Annotated in this window: 12 protein-coding genes; 4 read left to right on the plus strand and 8 right to left on the minus strand. The window is 70.3% G+C overall.

Features of this window, described 5'->3' with window-relative positions; genetic code table 11:
* Positions 1 to 21 precede the first annotated feature (21 nt).
* From ABIC28_RS24315 to ABIC28_RS24335, 5 genes are all read right to left on the minus strand, one after another.
* A complete protein-coding gene (locus ABIC28_RS24315) occupies positions 22 to 1,530 on the minus strand; it encodes a cell division protein PerM (protein WP_219912807.1) in 1,509 nt (502 codons plus the stop codon).
* Positions 1,531 to 1,637: 107 nt separating this feature from the next.
* Positions 1,638 to 2,552 carry a DUF5336 domain-containing protein gene (locus ABIC28_RS24320; protein ID WP_097213969.1) on the minus strand — a complete coding sequence of 305 codons (915 nt, stop codon included), beginning with the start codon at positions 2,550 to 2,552 and terminating at the stop codon, positions 1,638 to 1,640.
* Between the two features lie 196 nt (positions 2,553 to 2,748).
* Complete coding sequence (sucD, locus tag ABIC28_RS24325; RefSeq protein WP_097213968.1) at positions 2,749 to 3,663, minus strand: succinate--CoA ligase subunit alpha; 915 nt, start codon at positions 3,661 to 3,663, stop codon at positions 2,749 to 2,751.
* A gap of 13 nt (positions 3,664 to 3,676) precedes the next feature.
* A complete protein-coding gene (gene sucC / locus ABIC28_RS24330; protein ID WP_027500848.1) occupies positions 3,677 to 4,846 on the minus strand; it encodes an ADP-forming succinate--CoA ligase subunit beta in 1,170 nt (389 codons plus the stop codon).
* Between the two features lie 145 nt (positions 4,847 to 4,991).
* Complete coding sequence (locus ABIC28_RS24335) at positions 4,992 to 6,881, minus strand: hypothetical protein (RefSeq protein ID WP_354581242.1); 1,890 nt, start codon at positions 6,879 to 6,881, stop codon at positions 4,992 to 4,994.
* Between the two features lie 426 nt (positions 6,882 to 7,307).
* On the opposite strand from ABIC28_RS24335, the gene ABIC28_RS24340 reads away from it, so the two are divergent.
* Complete coding sequence (locus ABIC28_RS24340; protein ID WP_097213967.1) at positions 7,308 to 8,186, plus strand: M23 family metallopeptidase; 879 nt, start codon at positions 7,308 to 7,310, stop codon at positions 8,184 to 8,186.
* A gap of 100 nt (positions 8,187 to 8,286) precedes the next feature.
* The gene (locus ABIC28_RS24345; protein ID WP_209927407.1) at positions 8,287 to 8,685 is read left to right on the plus strand and encodes a hypothetical protein; all 399 of its coding nucleotides are present in this window, start codon (positions 8,287 to 8,289) and stop codon (positions 8,683 to 8,685) included.
* 33 nt (positions 8,686 to 8,718) lie between these two features.
* Here ABIC28_RS24345 and pcrA read toward each other — a convergent pair whose 3' ends face one another.
* Positions 8,719 to 11,175 (minus strand): DNA helicase PcrA, encoded by a 2,457-nt coding sequence (pcrA, locus tag ABIC28_RS24350; protein ID WP_097213965.1) that lies wholly within the window; start codon positions 11,173 to 11,175, stop codon positions 8,719 to 8,721.
* 127 nt (positions 11,176 to 11,302) lie between these two features.
* Between pcrA and ABIC28_RS24355 the strand changes: the two genes are divergently transcribed.
* On the plus strand, positions 11,303 to 11,596 hold the full coding sequence (locus ABIC28_RS24355; RefSeq protein ID WP_077042663.1) for a chorismate mutase: 294 nt from the start codon (positions 11,303 to 11,305) through the stop codon (positions 11,594 to 11,596).
* 38 nt (positions 11,597 to 11,634) lie between these two features.
* On the opposite strand, the gene ABIC28_RS24360 is transcribed toward ABIC28_RS24355, so the two are convergent.
* Positions 11,635 to 13,086 carry an NAD-dependent succinate-semialdehyde dehydrogenase gene (locus ABIC28_RS24360; RefSeq protein ID WP_209927408.1) on the minus strand — a complete coding sequence of 484 codons (1,452 nt, stop codon included), beginning with the start codon at positions 13,084 to 13,086 and terminating at the stop codon, positions 11,635 to 11,637.
* Between the two features lie 184 nt (positions 13,087 to 13,270).
* Between ABIC28_RS24360 and pgi the strand changes: the two genes are divergently transcribed.
* On the plus strand, positions 13,271 to 14,920 hold the full coding sequence (pgi, locus tag ABIC28_RS24365) for a glucose-6-phosphate isomerase (RefSeq protein WP_209927409.1): 1,650 nt from the start codon (positions 13,271 to 13,273) through the stop codon (positions 14,918 to 14,920).
* A gap of 16 nt (positions 14,921 to 14,936) precedes the next feature.
* On the opposite strand, the gene ABIC28_RS24370 is transcribed toward pgi, so the two are convergent.
* The gene (locus ABIC28_RS24370; RefSeq protein WP_354581246.1) at positions 14,937 to 15,746 is read right to left on the minus strand and encodes an FAD:protein FMN transferase; all 810 of its coding nucleotides are present in this window, start codon (positions 15,744 to 15,746) and stop codon (positions 14,937 to 14,939) included.
* Positions 15,747 to 15,756 lie beyond the last annotated feature (10 nt).

The following is a 15,756-nucleotide window of genomic DNA, read 5'->3' on the forward strand; positions in this document are numbered from 1 at the left end:
GTGCCCCGGCCGGGAAGAATCCTAGTCGCTGCTGGTCCGGGTGCTGTCGGGCAGGTCCGCTTCGGCCGCATCGGACGTGACGTCCGCCACCTCGGCGTCCACCACCGCCTCGTCGATCTCGGCATCGACCGCGTCGGTGGACGCGACCACCGGATCGCTCGCGGCCGCGACCGGGTCGCCACCGGGGTCGACCACCTCGGCCTCGACCACCACCTCGCCCTCGATGTACGAGGCACCCGGCAGCTCCTTCACCGGTTCCGGCACCGGGCGGTCGAGCATTCGAGCGGCCAGCGTGTAGGTCCGCGGCGGATCGGGCTGTTCGGCGGGCTTCGACGGCTCCCGGACTGCACCCCCGCGCTTGGCCACGACCAGCGCGGTCAGCGAACCGAACACCGCGAACCAGGCGAAGGACAGCCCGGTGAACGTCACGAGGTCCACCCCGACCGTCCCGAAGGAACCGAGCTCCCCGCCCGCGGCGAACCCGAGCAGACCCAGCGCCAGGGCCGCCGCGGCGGCCGCGACCAGCACCTTGCGCACCGCCACCGCCGGACCGCCCGCGCGGTGCGCGCAGTCCCGTCCGAGCTGGATGCCGAGGACCGCGGGGATCAGCAACAGGGCCGGCCAGCCGCCACCGCTCGGCCCCGCGGGCACCGCCCCGAGCAGGGGCAGCGCAGGCAGCGGCCCGCCGACGACGGTGAACACGCTCAGCGACGCGTCGCCGAGGTGCGCGGTCGACCCGACCAGCATCGCCGCGCTGCCGACCGCGAGGTTCGGCAGATACAGGATCGAGAGCAGGGTGAGGCCGAGCGCGCCGCCGAAGCCGTCACCGGCCTCGAGCAGCTCGCCCACCTCGGCCCACGACGAGATCAGCGCCACCGCGGTCAGGGCCGCACCGGACGCCAGCAGCGCCAACCCGACCCGCAGCGCGGGCCTGGCGGACGCGCGCACCCACTCCGGTACGCCGAGCCGGGCACAGATCGGGCGCCACAGCTTGCTGCCCATCCCGATGCCCGCGCCGATCAGGTGCACGCCCAGCACCCAGCCGAAGGCGGCCAGCGCGTTGGGCGGGGCCAGCGCGATCACCGACGACGCGTCCTTGATCACGGCCAGCGCCAGCGCGGTGACCAGCAACGGACCGGCGAGCGCGGCGCCGAGTACCCAGAGTTGTTCGTGTCGCGGAGTCTGCTCTGTGACGGCGTGCGCGCAGCCGCGCGCGACCGACCAGATCATCAGGATGGTCGGGACCAACGGCAGCACGCCGAGCGAGGCGCCGCCGATGGTGAGCTGCACCTGGTGCACGGCCAGCCAGCTCGCCGCGATGGCGCCGCTTGTCCCGGTGAGATCGCTGTTCGCCGCGACCAGCGTCACGAGGATGCACGCGGCGATCAGCGCCAGCGCGACCAGCGCGGGCCGCAATGCCACCGCGAGCAGGGTGCGGATCTGCTCGGGGTTCGGCGTGGGCCTCGGTGCCGCCGGTGTCCGCCGTCTGCTCGGACGGCGGAGGGTGTCGCTGCTGCGCAAGGAACTCATCTCCTCGAGGGTGACATCTGTCTTGGGGACGGTCTGCCAGGCGCGCCGACAGGTCCGGACACGACGACGCCCCCCGGCTCACCGGGGGGCGTCGAGCGCGGGTGTCGCTAGTCCGCGTCCCGTTTCGGGGCCGATCCGAAGGCCTGGGTTGGGGCGGCGGTGCCTTCGTCCGTAGCCGCGGTCTCGGGCGACTGCGGTGCCGGGCCGGTGGCGGCATCCTGCGGACCGGACTGCTGCGGCTGGCCGTAGCCCTGCGGCGCCTGGCCGTAGCCCTGCTGCGGCGCGGGCGGTGCGTACGGGTTCGTCGGCTGCGCGTAGCCCTGCTGACCGTAGCCACCGGGATACGGCTGCGGCTGGCCGTAACCGGGCTGCGGCTGTCCGTAGCCGGGCTGCGCCTGCGGCTGGCCCTGCGGCTGCGGCTGACCGGGTGCCTGCGGCTGTCCGTAGCCCTGGGGCGCCTGGCCGTATGGCTGGCCGGGCGCCTGCTGCTGGCCGTACCCCTGCGGCGGCTGGCCGTAGCCCTGCGGGTAACCCTGGGGCGCGTAGCCGGCCGGCTTCGGGGCGGGCACCTTGAGCATGCCGAGCGAGAACAGCAGCACCGCCACCGCGACCGCGGCCTGGACGAACGCCAGGATCAGGCCGGTGATGCCGCCGACGGCCAGCGAGACGCCCTCGGACAGGCTGAACATGAAGAACAACGCGATGAGGAATCCCACCACCGACGCGGCCGCCGCCGCGCCCTTGTACGGCTGCTCGGGCAGCAGCGACAGGCCGGCCAGCAGCCCACCGAAGAGCAGGAAGGCCAGCGCCAGGATCGGGTAGCCGGCCTCGAAGGAGCTCTGCGTCAGGGTCTCGTCACCGAAGGTGGTCACCTTCGCGAACGGGGCGAACCCCAGCAGGAAGTTGATGATGGCGAGCCCAAGGACGCCGAGGGTGAGCAGATAGGGCAGGCCCTTCGACCCGAGTCCCCCGGACGGCGGCTCGCCCGGACCGTAACCGGACCCCGCAGGCGTGAAAGTCATGACATCTCCTAGGGAGGGTCTGCATTGTGCGACTGGTCAATTCCTCAATGAACGCTAGCGCATTTCTCTGTGTGAACCCTGAGCCCGCGGCGCCCGCCCGTCGGACGAAAGAACGAGGGGCACCTTCCCGCGCGGTGAGCGCGGGCAGGTGCCCCTCGTTCGGTGAGACCGGAGCGGCGTCAGCCGCTCAGTTCACTCAGGCCTCGACGACCAGGCTCTGCAGGATCTCGCGCGCGAGAGCGGCGGTCTCGGACGGCGTCTTGCCGACCTTGACGCCTGCCGCCTCGAGGGCGTCCTTCTTGGCCTGCGCGGTGCCCGAGGAGCCGGAGACGATGGCGCCTGCGTGGCCCATGGTCTTGCCCTCGGGGGCGGTGAAGCCCGCGACGTAGCCGACGACCGGCTTGGTGACGTTGGCCTTGATGTAGTCGGCCGCACGCTCCTCGGCGTCGCCGCCGATCTCGCCGATCATCACGATGATCTTGGTCTCGGGGTCCTTCTCGAACGCCTCGATGGCGTCGATGTGAGTGGTGCCGATGACCGGGTCGCCGCCGATGCCGATGGCGGTCGAGAAGCCGTACTCACGGAGCTCGAACATCATCTGGTAGGTCAGGGTGCCGGACTTGGACACCAGGCCGACCGGGCCCTTGCCGGAGATGTTGGCCGGGGTGATGCCGACCAGCGCCTCCCCCGGAGTGATGATGCCGGGGCAGTTGGGGCCGATGATCCGGGTCTTGTTGCCCTTCTCGACGTTGTAGGCCCACGCGAACGCGGAGTCCTGCACCGGGATGCCCTCGGTGATGACCACGAGGAGCGGGATCTCCGCATCGATGGCCTCGACGATGGCGTCCTTGGAGAAGGCAGGGGGGACGAACGCGATGGAGACGTCCGCACCGGTCTTCTCCATGGCCTCGGCGACGGTCGCGTAGACCGGCAGCTCGACGGCGGAACCGTCGGCGGCGGTGTGCGAGACGGTGGTGCCGGCCTTGCGGGCGTTGACGCCGCCGACGACCTGGGTGCCCGCCTTGAGCATCAGGGCGGTGTGCTTGGTGCCCTCGCCGCCGGTGATGCCCTGGACGATGACCTTGGAGTCCTTGGTCAGGAAGATTGCCATTGTTCTAGTCCCTTTACTTCGCTGCGAAGGCGAGTTCGGCGGCCTTGTCGGCGGCCTCGTCCATGGTGGCGACGACGGTCACCAGCGGGTGGTTGGCCTCGGCGAGGATGCGACGACCCTCTTCGACGTTGTTGCCGTCCAGGCGCACGACGAGCGGCTTGTTGGCCTCGTCGCCCAGGGTCTGCAGGGCGCCGACGATGCCGTTGGCGACCGCGTCACAGGCGGTGATGCCGCCGAAGACGTTGACGAAGACGCTCTTGACCTGGGCGTCGTTCAGGATGACGTCGAGGCCGGCGGCCATGACGGCCGCCGAGGCGCCGCCACCGATGTCGAGGAAGTTGGCCGGCTTGACGTTGCCGTGCTTCTCGCCCGCGTACGCGACCACGTCGAGGGTGGACATGACCAGACCCGCGCCGTTGCCGATGATGCCGACGGAGCCGTCGAGCTTGACGTAGTTGAGGTCGTTCTCCTTGGCCTTGAGCTCGAGGGGATCGGTGGCGTCCCGGTCCTCGAAGGCCTCGTGGCCGGGCTGACGGAAGCCGGCGTTCTCGTCAAGGGTGACCTTGCCGTCGAGGGCCAGGATCTGGTCATCGGGGGTGCGCACGAGGGGGTTGACCTCGACGAGGAGCGCGTCCTCCTTGATGAAGACCTCCCAGAGCTTCTGGATGGTCACGGCCGCGGCGTCGAGCACCTCGGCCGGGAGCTTGCCCGCCTCTGCGATGCTGCGCGCGAACGCGAGGTCGACACCCTTGACGGCGTCCACCGGGATCTTCGCGAGGGCGTCGGGGTTCTCCTCGGCGGTGACCTCGATCTCGACGCCACCCTCGACCGAGCACATGGCCAGGTAGGTGCGGTTCGTGCGGTCGAGCAGGAAGGAGATGTAGTACTCCTCGGCGATGTCACTCGCCTCTGCGACCAGCAGCTTCTTGACGACGTGTCCCTTGATGTCGAGCCCGAGGATGGACTCGGCGTTCGCGACAGCCGCGTCGACGTCGGCGGAGTACTTCACGCCGCCGGCCTTGCCACGTCCTCCGACCTTGACCTGCGCCTTGATCATCACGGGCTTGCCGATTTCCTCGGCAATCTCACGTGCGCCGGCGACAGTGTCGGTAACACGTCCTGCCGACGTGGGCACGCCGTGCTTGGCGAAGAGTTCCTTCGCCTGGTATTCGAAGAGATCCATCTGCTCACCGTCTCGTCAGTGTTGACGCCCGCTCGAGGGGTAAGAGCGGGTCCGTCCCGGACTTTATCTAGTTGAATCAATCGTCTATCGACCGCATTGATGCTATGTGGCATATCTCACGGCACAAGGGGGCGTGAGCGTCAGCTCACCGGCGATTTCGACGAACCACCATGAAAGCGGTCACCGCCAGCAACGCCACCGCGACGAGCCCGCAGACCGCCCCCGCGCCCATCGCGGGCTCCGCCACCCGGGCGCGTGTCAACGGCCACCCCATCAGGTATACGGACATTCCGGTCACCGCGCCGATCATCAGGGACGCGCCCCTTGCCGCTCTTGACCGCGCCGCGACGAGCACCGCCGCCGCGATCACGACCGCGAGGAGTGCGCGACCCCACAGGTCCCAGCCCCACGGCCACTGTGCGAACGAGTCCGGGCCGAAGTCGCGACCGCGATACAGCGGCAAACCGAGGGCGGCCACCGATACGAGCGCCGCGACCGAGCCGACGATCAGCACCGGCAGCTGGACAGGCACGTCGACCGAGGTGTCGATGCCGTCGCGCTCCGCCGACCCCGCGCAGAGCGCGAGGAGTCCGGTCGCGGCCGCCGCGACCGCGGACAGGGCGAGCAACGCCGCGCCGGGGCCGGGCCCGAACCCCGGCAGGTCGCCCGCGACCACCACCGCCTGCAGCGCCGCGGCGACCGCCATCACCTGAGCGGCCCACAGCACCCCGACCGCGGGGCGCACCAGGCCCGCGAACTCCGAGAGCAGCAGCCAGACGCAGGCGACCACCAGCACCACCCCCGCCAGCAGCACCACCCTGGTCGCCAGGATCCGCGGCTCCGGCACCCCGTCCGGAACCGACAGCACGGGAAGGAGCGCACCGACCGCGCCGAGCAGCCCGGCCACGATCCCGGCAACCGCGGTGGCGACGTGCCAGCGCCCGACCCGGGCCCGTTCGGCCGCGGCCGCCCTCGCGCGGGCGGCGGACTTGGTGGTGCCCGCTGCCGCGGGCGCCGCCGTGGCCGCGGCGGTGGACTGCGCCAGGAGTTGCGCCAGCCCGCGGCGCGCCCGGGCGGCCGCCGCGGCCGGGATCACGCAGCCGACCGCGATGAGCACCGCGCACGCCGCGATCGCCACCACCGAGCCGGGACCGACCGAGACACCGTCACCCGCCGGCAGGCCCGCGACCAGTCGCACGCCGACCAGACCGAGCGCCGCCACCGCGGCCCCGACGATGGCGCCCGCCGCACCGAGTGGCGAGATCGCGGCCAGTGCCGCGGCGACCACGATCAGCACCGCCACCCCGACCAGCCCCGCGCCCAACGACATCGGGGCCGCGGACTCGATGACGGCAGGCACCAGCAGCACCGGGTCGGTGGATCTCAGCGGCGGCGCGAAGAGCGCCGCGGCGAGGACCACCGCGGCCGCCACCGCGAGTACCGAGAGTCCGGCGCCGATCCGGCGGCCGACGCCCGCCCCGTCGTGATCCGGGTAGTCGGAGTGTCCGTAGCCGTCGGCGTTCGAGGCCCTCGCCGCCGCGACGAGTCCGAGCAACCCGGCCAGCACCACGAGGACGTGCCCCGCCAGGATCGCGTAGGCACCGGGACCCGCGCTGAGCGACGCGGCGGTCAGCGGACGGAACAGCTCGAGCCGGTTCGCGTTGATCGGGTCGTCGAGGAGCTGGAGGTCGAGCACCACCAGCCCGACCGAAACGCCGCCTGCGCCGGCCAGCACCGTCCCCGCGACGGCAGGCCTGCGGCCCACCAGTGCCAGCACGGCCAAGGCAGGCGCCAGGGCCGCGCAGACGAGGGCGGTGACGGCGGCAGCGGCGACGGCGGGCCCGGTCTCCTGGCGGATGACGCCGAGCACCGGGGCGACCGCCGTCGCGGCGACACCGAGCAGGGCGAGCACGACCGCCGCGATCGCGACCGGACCCGGGCCGCGGGACGGCTCGGGCGAGCCGAACCCGTCCTGGGCGTCGATGCGTTCGGGCTTGGCCCGAGAACTGGTTCTGAGATCGGGTGAGGGCGCCACGCGGTCAGACGCTAGTTGGTCATCGGCGTCGGTCTCGACCGAACTTCACAAGAATCCAGCTCGCCCCGTTACAGCCGCCTTCCGGCGTATTCCCAGGCCCGGCCGTAATCACCCTGTGATGCATCTCACATATCCCAACGAGTTGGCGCTAGGAGTTGCGGCGCTCGCAACCGTTTCGTTACCGTCGCTTGGGTCAAAGTCACAGACAGATCACGAACAGGAAGGCGGCAAGTGTCCAGGCATCGCGCACCCTTCCAATCCAGCCGCTTCGCCCCGCAGGAGCAGGCCACCGAGGCCGCAACGACGGTTTATTCGATTTCCGCAGGTCACGCCGTAGAGCCTCGCTACGAGGCCCCGGTTGAACCCAGTAGATCGAGCTTCGAATACGCAGGCGACAACGAGACCACGCAGACTTATTCGCATCGCGTGCCGGATCGTTACATCGGCTCCGCGAATCTCGGAACACCGCGCTCCACGAACTACCGCTCCGCCCCGCTGGACCAGCTCGACACCTCTTTCGATTCGGACCTCGCAGCTCCCGCTCGCCGCGGTGGAGCACACCGGATCCCCGCTCCCCCCACCGCCCTCAAAGGCCGCGCCGCAGTCATCGCGGTCGCAGCAGGCGCCGTCGTCGCCGCGGGCCAGGCCGGCCTGAGCGGCCCCAGCAGCACCGATACCGCCGAGCTCAATCTGGCCGCGGACGAGAGCTCCACGGGCACCGCCGCCACCGCCGAGCCGCAGGCCGCCCAGTTCGCCGCCGACACGGCCGCGAACACGGGCTCCCAGGCTCCGCAGGTCCTCAACATCGCAGCCCCGACGGACCTCAGCCAGTTCTCGAACCTGCTCGCCAAGGGCCAGCGGTTCAGCGAGGAGCGTGCCGCCCGCGAGGCCGCCGCCCGTCGCCCCCTCTTCGTACTGCCCGCCGTCGGCTCCTACACCTCCGGCTACGGCGCCCGGTGGGGCACACTGCACGCAGGCGTCGACATCGCGAACGCCATCGGCACCCCGATCTACGCGGTCGCCGACGGCGAGGTCATCGACTCCGGGCCCGCGCAGGGCTTCGGCATGTGGGTGCGACTGCGGCACGCCGACGGCACCGTCACCGTCTACGGCCACATCGACTCGTCCAACGTCTCGGTCGGCCAGAAGGTCATGGCGGGCGATCAGATCGCACGGATGGGCAACCGCGGCTTCTCCACCGGACCGCACCTGCACTTCGAGGTGCACCTGGGCGGCGAGAACAAGATCGATCCGCTCCCCTGGCTCGCGACCCGCGGCATCAGCCTCGGCGTCGAGCGCGACTAGGAACGACCCTCACCCCGGCATTCGTCCGGCGGAACGGCGCTGCCTGCATTAGCCTTCGGTGCGCCAGACTCCGTTGACGTCTACGTAGCAAGGGGTTCGCGTGAACTACACCCGAGGATCCGTCGCCGCCGCCGCTCTCACCGGCGCAGTCTCGCTCGCACTGGCGCCCACCGCAGCGGCCGCCACCTATCAGATCACCGCCATGCCACCGATCGGAACCGTGTACTCGGACAACCTGGTGACGCTCGCCATGGCCGTCAGCCCCGTCCCGGCAGGCGCGGACGCGACAACCCCGGTCCTGGTCCACATCACCGAACCGGACGGCGACGACCGGACCCTCACCGTCCCCCTGACCCTCGGCGGGGCGACCGTGGCCACCCGGGTCAACGAACCCGGACGGTACGTCGCGGTCTTCACCTTCGACGCGCCCGGCGGCGACCCGGCCACGACCACACTGCAGTTCGACGCCATCCCGTCGCCGTTGGGGAGTTCCTCCTAGCGCCGCTGTCCGCTCGGGGCTTGCCCCTTGGGACTAGAGCTTGACCATCGGGACGCCTCCGATGAGCATCAGGCGCACCTTGCCCGCGGAGCCGAAGTCGACGGTGACCGTCGCCGTCGGCCCGCTGCCCTTGGTCTCCAAAACCGTTCCGAGACCGTACTTGTCGTGGCTGACGCGATCGCCGACGGCGAGCACCAGATGGTTGTTGCGCGACCGGGCGGCACCGAAGCTCGGTGTGGCGTTGCCCGACCCGCCGTAACCCTGACCGCCGCCGAAGCCGCCGCCACCGCCGTAGCCCTGACCGCCGCGGGGACGCCCGCCCCCGATCGCGCCGCCTGCGCCGGTACCCGGATCCTCCCGCCGCCAGTGCAGCAGGTCGGACGGGATCTCCTGCAGGAATCGTGATTCCGGGTTGGTGATCGGCTGCCCCCACGCCGAGCGCATGATCGCGCGGGTGAGGTACAGCCGATGGCGGGCCCTGGTGATGCCGACGTAGGCCAGCCTGCGTTCCTCGGACAGCTCCGCGGGGTCGCCGAGCGCGCGCATGTGCGGAAACTGGCCGTCCTCCCAGCCGGTCACGAAGACCACCGGGAATTCGAGGCCCTTCGCGGTGTGCAGGGTCATCAGGGTCACCACGCCGTCGCCGTTGTCGGGCAGCTGGTCGGAATCGGCCACCAGCGAAACCCGTTCGAGGAACGCGGCGAGCGAGCCCGGGTCCGGCTCGCCCTCGGTGGGGTCGAGATCCCCGTCGGCCGCGGCCGCAAGCGCGCCCTCGAGGCTCTCGTCGATCTCCGTCTCCACGCCCGCGGCGTTGCGCGCGTCGGAGCTGAATTCCTGCGCCACGCTGACCAACTCGTTGAGGTTGTCCAGTCGCGCGCCGTCCTGCGGATCGCTGCTCGCCTCGAGCTCCGCCCGGTAGCGGGTCCGGTCGAGCACGGCCTCGACCACCTCGCCGATGTCGATCAGCCCGGTGTCGTCGGGCTGCAACGTCTCGCGGATGTCGTCCATCATCTCGAGGAACGCCGAGATCGCCTTCTGCGAGCGGGTGTTCAGCAGCGGCACCACGCCGTCCGCCGCGTCCCGCAGTGCCTGCGCGAAGCCGACGCCGCGCTGCTCCGAGTGCACGGCCACGCATGCCTCGGCCCGGTCGCCGATGCCGCGGCGCGGGGTGTTGAGGATCCGGCGCAGGCTGACCGTGTCGTCGGGGTTCTGCAGCACCCGCAGGTACGCGACCACGTCGCGAACCTCCTTGCGCTCGTAGAACCGGACGCCGCCGACCACCTTGTACGGCAGGCCGAGGCGGATGAAGATCTCCTCCAGCGCCCGGGACGAGTTGTTGGTGCGGTAGAACACCGCGACCTCACCGAACTTCGCGTCGCCCGCGTCCACCAGCTTGTCGATCTCGGAGGCGACGAAGTAGGCCTCGTCATGCTCGTTGTCGGCAACGTAGCCGGTGATCAGCTCGCCCTCGCCGGACTCGGTCCACAGCCGCTTCTCGCGCCTGCCCGTGTTGCGGGAGATCACCGCGTTCGCTGCCGACAGGATGTTCTGGGTGGATCGGTAGTTCTGTTCGAGCAGGATGGTCCTGGCGTCGGGGTAGTCGCGCTCGAACTCCTCGATGTTGCGGATGGTGGCGCCGCGGAACGCATAGATCGACTGGTCCGCGTCGCCGACCACGCACAGCTCGGCTGGCGGGACCAGGGACCCGTTGTCCGCGATCCCTCCGACCAGCTCGCGCACCAGCACGTACTGCGCATGGTTGGTGTCCTGGTACTCGTCGACCAGCACGTGCCGGAACCGGCGCCGGTAGTACTCGGCCACCTGCGGGAAGTTCTGCAGCAGCGCGACGGTCTCGCCGATCAGGTCGTCGAAGTCCATCGCGTTGGCCGCGCGCAGTCGAGCCTGGTAGTGGCCGTACACCTTCGCGACCAGCCGGACCAGCTCGTTCGGATCCTTGTCGGCGTCCGCCGCGGCCCGCTCCGGGTCGATCAGCTCGTTCTTGAGGTTCGAGATGTGCGTGGCCAGCAGCCGCGCGGAGTACCGCTTCGCGTCGATCTCCAGGTCCTTCGAGATCATCGTCAGCAGCCGGCGCGAATCGTCCGCGTCGTAGATGGTGAAGTTGGAGTTCAGTCCCGGCAGCAGCGCGGCCTGCATCCGCAGGATCCGCACGCAGCTCGAATGGAACGTCGAGACCCACATGTTGTTGGCCCTGGGCCCGACGAGGTGCGCCACGCGCTCGCGCATCTCCGCGGCGGCCTTGTTGGTGAACGTGATGGCAAGGACCTGACCGGGCGCGACGTCCCGCTCGGCGAGCAGGTACGCGATCCGACGCGTCAGCACCGCGGTCTTCCCCGAGCCCGCGCCCGCCACGATCAGCAGCGGCGAACCGGCGTGCACCACTGCCTCGCGCTGCTGCGGGTTGAGCCCCTCGAGGAGGGCCGCCGAAGGGGTGCGGGTACCCGCTTGAGCTGCTGCTGAGAAAGTGTTCATCGTCTGTCAACGCTACCGCCGCGCACCGACAGCGGCGCCCCCGGACCGGCCCGCGCCCCCGCCGATGGTCAGCCCCTCACACCCGTGGCAAACTGTGATTCCTGATCTGACACGAGGAGAAATACACATGGGCGGCTCAGTTCCATCGGATGCCACCGACCCCGACCTCCCCACCAGCGAGGCCGAGATCGAGGAGCTCCGACTGGAGATCGACCGACTGGACGCCGAGATCCTCGCCGCGATCAAGCGCCGCAGCGAGGTCTCCCAGATCATCGGCCGCACCAGGATGGCCTCCGGCGGCCCGCGCCTCGTGCACAGCCGCGAGATGAAGGTCCTCGAGCGCTTCAGCGACCTCGGCCAGGAGGGTCACACCCTGGCGATGCTGCTGCTGCGCCTCGGCCGCGGCCGGCTCGGCCAGTAGGACCCGGCCGGCTCTGCCGGTAGGACCCGAGCCCGCCGCTACTGCAGGGCGATGTACTTGGTCTCCAGGTACTCCTCGATGCCCTCGCTGCCGCCCTCGCGTCCGAACCCGGAGGACTTGACGCCCCCGAACGGCGCGGCGGCGTCGGAGATCACTCCCCTGTTCACGCCGACCATCCCGGTCTCGAGCGCCTCCGCCACCCGCAGCGCCCGATCCAGGCTCTGCGTGTAGATGTAGGCGGCCAGCCCGTATTCGGTGTCGTTGGCGGCGGCGATGCCCTCCTCCTCGGTGTCGAACCCGGCGATCGCGGCGACCGGACCGAACACCTCTTCGCGCAGGATTCGGGCCTCGACGGGCACGTCCGCCAGCACCGTCGCCGGGTAGAAGTAGCCGGGCCCGCCCGGCGCCTGACCGCCGAGTCGCACCTGCGCCCCCACCGCGATCGCGTCCCGCACCAGCTCGCTGACGGTGTCGAGCTGGGCGGGGTTGATCAGGGGTCCGAGCTTCGAATCCGGGTCCGTGCCCGGCCCGAGGGTCATCGACCGCATCCGCTCGGTCAGCCTGGCACTGAACTCCTCGCGGACGGAGTTCTGCACGTGGAACCGGTTCGCCGCGGTGCAGGCCTCGCCGCCGTTGCGCAGCTTGGCCAGCATCGCCCCGTCCACCGCGGCGTCCAGATCGGCGTCGTCGAACACGACGAAGGGCGCGTTCCCGCCGAGCTCCATCGAGGTGCGCAGCAGCCCCTTCGCGGACTGCTCGATCAGCTTGCGCCCGACTCCGGTGGACCCGGTGAAGGTGAGCTTGCGCAGCCGCGGATCGTCGATCAGCGGCCCGGTCAGCGCGCCCGCGTTCGAGGTCGGCAGCACCGACAGCACGCCGTCGGGCAGCCCGGCGTCGGCGATGAGCTGTCCGAGCAACAGCATGGTCAGCGGCGTCTCGGCGGCGGGCTTGACGATCATCGTGCAGCCTGCGGCGAGGGCGGGCCCGATCTTGCGGGTCCCCATCGCCAGCGGGAAGTTCCACGGGGTGATCGCCAGGCACGGCCCGACCGGGGCCTTGCCTACCAGGATCCGGCCGGTGCCCGCGGGCGCGTGGGTGTAGCGGCCGGCGATCCGCACCGCCTCCTCGCTGAACCAACGGAAGAATTCGGCGCCGTAGGCCACCTCGCCCTTGCTCTCGGCCAGCACCTTACCCATCTCCAGCGTCATCAACAGGGCGAAGTCGTCGGCGCGGGCGGTGATCGCCTCGAACACGGCCCGCAGGATCTCGCCGCGCTTGCGCGCCGGGGTGGCCGCCCACTCGCGCTGGGCGGCCGCCGCCGCGTCGAGAGCAAGCAGGCCGTCGGCTGGGCTGGCGTCCGCAACCTCGGTGAGGGGCTCGCCGGTCGCGGGGTTGACCACCGTGAACGTCGCGCCGCCGGCCGCGTCCACCTGTTTGCCGCCGATCCAGAGCTTCGTGGGAATCGACTCGATCAGAGTTCGCTCGTCCATGGCTCCATACTGCCCGCCCGCGCGACTATTGGAAGGCCCCGTCGAGTGTGCAGATCCCGTTGCGTCGGCCGAGTGGTCCCGACTGTAGGTGCACACTCGGCGAACCGCCGGACACGATCGATCAAGGAGCACCCGCACCGGGAAGCGCTGAGCGCCGCAGGTTCTCCCCCACTAGTCTCGACGTATGAGTCTCGACATCACCGCCACGGCCGCCTGGCAGGAGCTTCGCGCGCACCACGACGAGGTCGGGACGCGACACCTGCGCGAGATCTTCGTCGAGGACCCCAAGCGCGGCAGCGAGCTCACGGTGACGGCAGGCGATCTCTACATCGACTACAGCAAGCACCGGGTCGAACGCGAGACCCTGCGATTGCTGATCGAACTGGCCCGCGCGGCCGGGGTCGAGGAGCGTCGGGACGCGATGTTCCGGGGCGAGCACATCAACACCTCCGAGGACCGCGCCGTACTGCACACGGCACTGCGACTACCAGCCGACGCTGCCCTTGTGGTCGACGGCCAGGACGTGGTCGCCGACGTCCACGAGGTGCTCGAACGGATGGGGCGCTTCACCGATCGGCTGCGCTCGGGCGACTGGCGTGGCGCCACCGGCGAACGCATCACGACCGTGGTCAACATCGGCATCGGCGGATCCGATCTGGGTCCGGTGATGGCGTACCGGGCGCTGCGGCACTACGCGGACGCCGGCATCGCGGCCCGGTTCGTCTCCAACATCGATCCCGCCGATCTGGTGAGCAAGCTGGCCGGTCTCGACCCGGCGACCACGCTGTTCATCGTCGCCTCGAAGACCTTCTCCACCCTCGAGACCCTCACCAACGCAACGGCGGCCAGGCGCTGGCTCACCGCGGCGCTCGGCGAGGACGCCGTCGCCAAGCATTTCGTCGCCGTGTCCACCCACGCCGAGCGGGTGTCCGAGTTCGGCATCGACACCGACAACATGTTCGGCTTCTGGGACTGGGTCGGCGGACGCTATTCCGTGGACTCGGCCATCGGGCTGTCGCTGATGTGTGTGATCGGCAAGGAAGGATTCGGCGAGTTCCTCGAGGGCTTCCACACCATCGACCGGCATTTCGCGACCGCCCCGCTCGAGAGCAACGCGCCGGTGCTACTCGGCCTCATCGGACTCTGGTACTCGAGCTTCTTCGACTCGGATTCACGTGCGGTGCTGCCCTACTCGAACGATCTCGGCCGGTTCGCGGCCTACCTGCAGCAGCTCACCATGGAGTCGAACGGCAAGTCGGTGCGCGCCGACGGGTCCCCCGTGACCACCCCGACCGGGGAGATCTTCTGGGGCGAGCCGGGCACCAACGGCCAGCACGCGTTCTACCAGTTGCTGCACCAGGGCACGAGGCTCTCCCCCGCCGACTTCATCGGATTCGCCGAGCCAACCGATGATCTGCCGACGCTCGACGGCACCGGCAGCATGCACGACATCCTGATGAGCAATCTGTTCGCGCAGACCAAGGTCCTGGCGTTCGGGAAGACCGCAGAGGAGATCGCGGCGGAGGGCACCGCACCGGAACTGGTGCCGCACAAGGTGATGCCCGGCAACCGGCCGTCGACGACGATCCTCGCGCCCCGGATCACCCCCTCGGCGCTCGGCCAGCTGATCGCGCTGTACGAGCACCAGGTCTTCGTCGAGGGTGTCGTGTTCGGCATCGATTCCTTCGACCAGTGGGGCGTCGAGCTGGGCAAGACCCAGGCACTCGAACTCGGCCCGATCCTCACCAACCCCGAAGCCCCTGCGGAGCAAGCCGATTCGTCCACCGACACCCTGGTTCGGTGGTACCGCAGCAGGAGGGGACGCGCGGTCTGAGTTCCCCCGCGCTCGCCTAGGCGACGTGACCGTGGGGCAGCAGGTGCGTCCACGCGTCGGTGATGCGCACCGCGCCCCGTCGGTACGCGACGCGGGCGGCGAGTTCGTTCTCGTCGAGCCAGCGCAACGCGGCCACTCCCCGGCTCACGGCGGCGGCGGCCGCCGCATAGGCCCAGAGACTGTCCTCGGTGATCACCGTGACGCCGTCCAGTCCGCCGTCCGCGTCCCATTCCGCCAGGACCGCGGAACGTGCTGAGGACAGCGCCTTCCCGGTGAGCACCTCGATCGGCGCGCCTGCCCCGATCTCCACCTGCCATCCCCCGATCGGGCAGTGCCCTGCGGTCGAGATGGTGTCACCGATCCGGACCAGGACTCCGCACTCGAGTGTGCCCGCGGCGGTTTGGGCAACCCGATCCGCGATGCCCGCCTTCGCGGTGTCGGTCAGGTCGAGGTAGACCCCGAACGGGGCGAAAACCGTGTCACCGTCCAGTCGAATGTCCTCGAACGTGCTCTCGGGATGAATGGGAGGCACCCGGCACGGGTCCGCCGCGTCGCGGGAGAGCGGATCGACGGCGCCCCCGGTCATCCGGGCCGCCCACAGCGCCGCCCGGATCAGTGCGGTGAGGCGTCGGCTGATCTTGACCGGCATGCCCTGGGAGAGGTTGACGGCATGGATCTCGGCATCGCCACGGGTGAGGTCGCAGGCCGCGCGGACCTCATCGAGCGTGGCCGCGGCGATGTCGGCCGCAGCGCCGAGCGCGGCCCCCTCGGTCACCTGGATTTCCACCTCACTACCCCAGGTGTGCCACTGCATGCTCGGAACCATGATGGTGCTC

The organism is Rhodococcus sp. PvR044 (assembly GCF_040548995.1).
Classification (GTDB): Bacteria; Actinomycetota; Actinomycetes; order Mycobacteriales; family Mycobacteriaceae; genus Rhodococcus_G; species Rhodococcus_G oryzae.

Excerpts from the sequence above, each read along its gene's own strand:
- ABIC28_RS24355 (WP_077042663.1), top strand. The coding sequence starts at position 11,303 with ATGGGCGGCTCAGTTCCATCGGATGCCACCGACCCCGACCTCCCCACC.
- pgi (WP_209927409.1), top strand. The coding sequence starts at position 13,271 with ATGAGTCTCGACATCACCGCCACGGCCGCCTGGCAGGAGCTTCGCGCG.
- sucC (WP_027500848.1), bottom strand. The coding sequence starts at position 4,846 with ATGGATCTCTTCGAATACCAGGCGAAGGAACTCTTCGCCAAGCACGGC.
- pcrA (WP_097213965.1), bottom strand. The coding sequence starts at position 11,175 with ATGAACACTTTCTCAGCAGCAGCTCAAGCGGGTACCCGCACCCCTTCG.
- ABIC28_RS24360 (WP_209927408.1), bottom strand. The coding sequence starts at position 13,086 with ATGGACGAGCGAACTCTGATCGAGTCGATTCCCACGAAGCTCTGGATC.
- sucD (WP_097213968.1), bottom strand. The coding sequence starts at position 3,663 with ATGGCAATCTTCCTGACCAAGGACTCCAAGGTCATCGTCCAGGGCATC.
- ABIC28_RS24315 (WP_219912807.1), bottom strand. The coding sequence starts at position 1,530 with ATGAGTTCCTTGCGCAGCAGCGACACCCTCCGCCGTCCGAGCAGACGG.
- ABIC28_RS24320 (WP_097213969.1), bottom strand. The coding sequence starts at position 2,552 with ATGACTTTCACGCCTGCGGGGTCCGGTTACGGTCCGGGCGAGCCGCCG.
- ABIC28_RS24370 (WP_354581246.1), bottom strand. The coding sequence starts at position 15,746 with ATGGTTCCGAGCATGCAGTGGCACACCTGGGGTAGTGAGGTGGAAATC.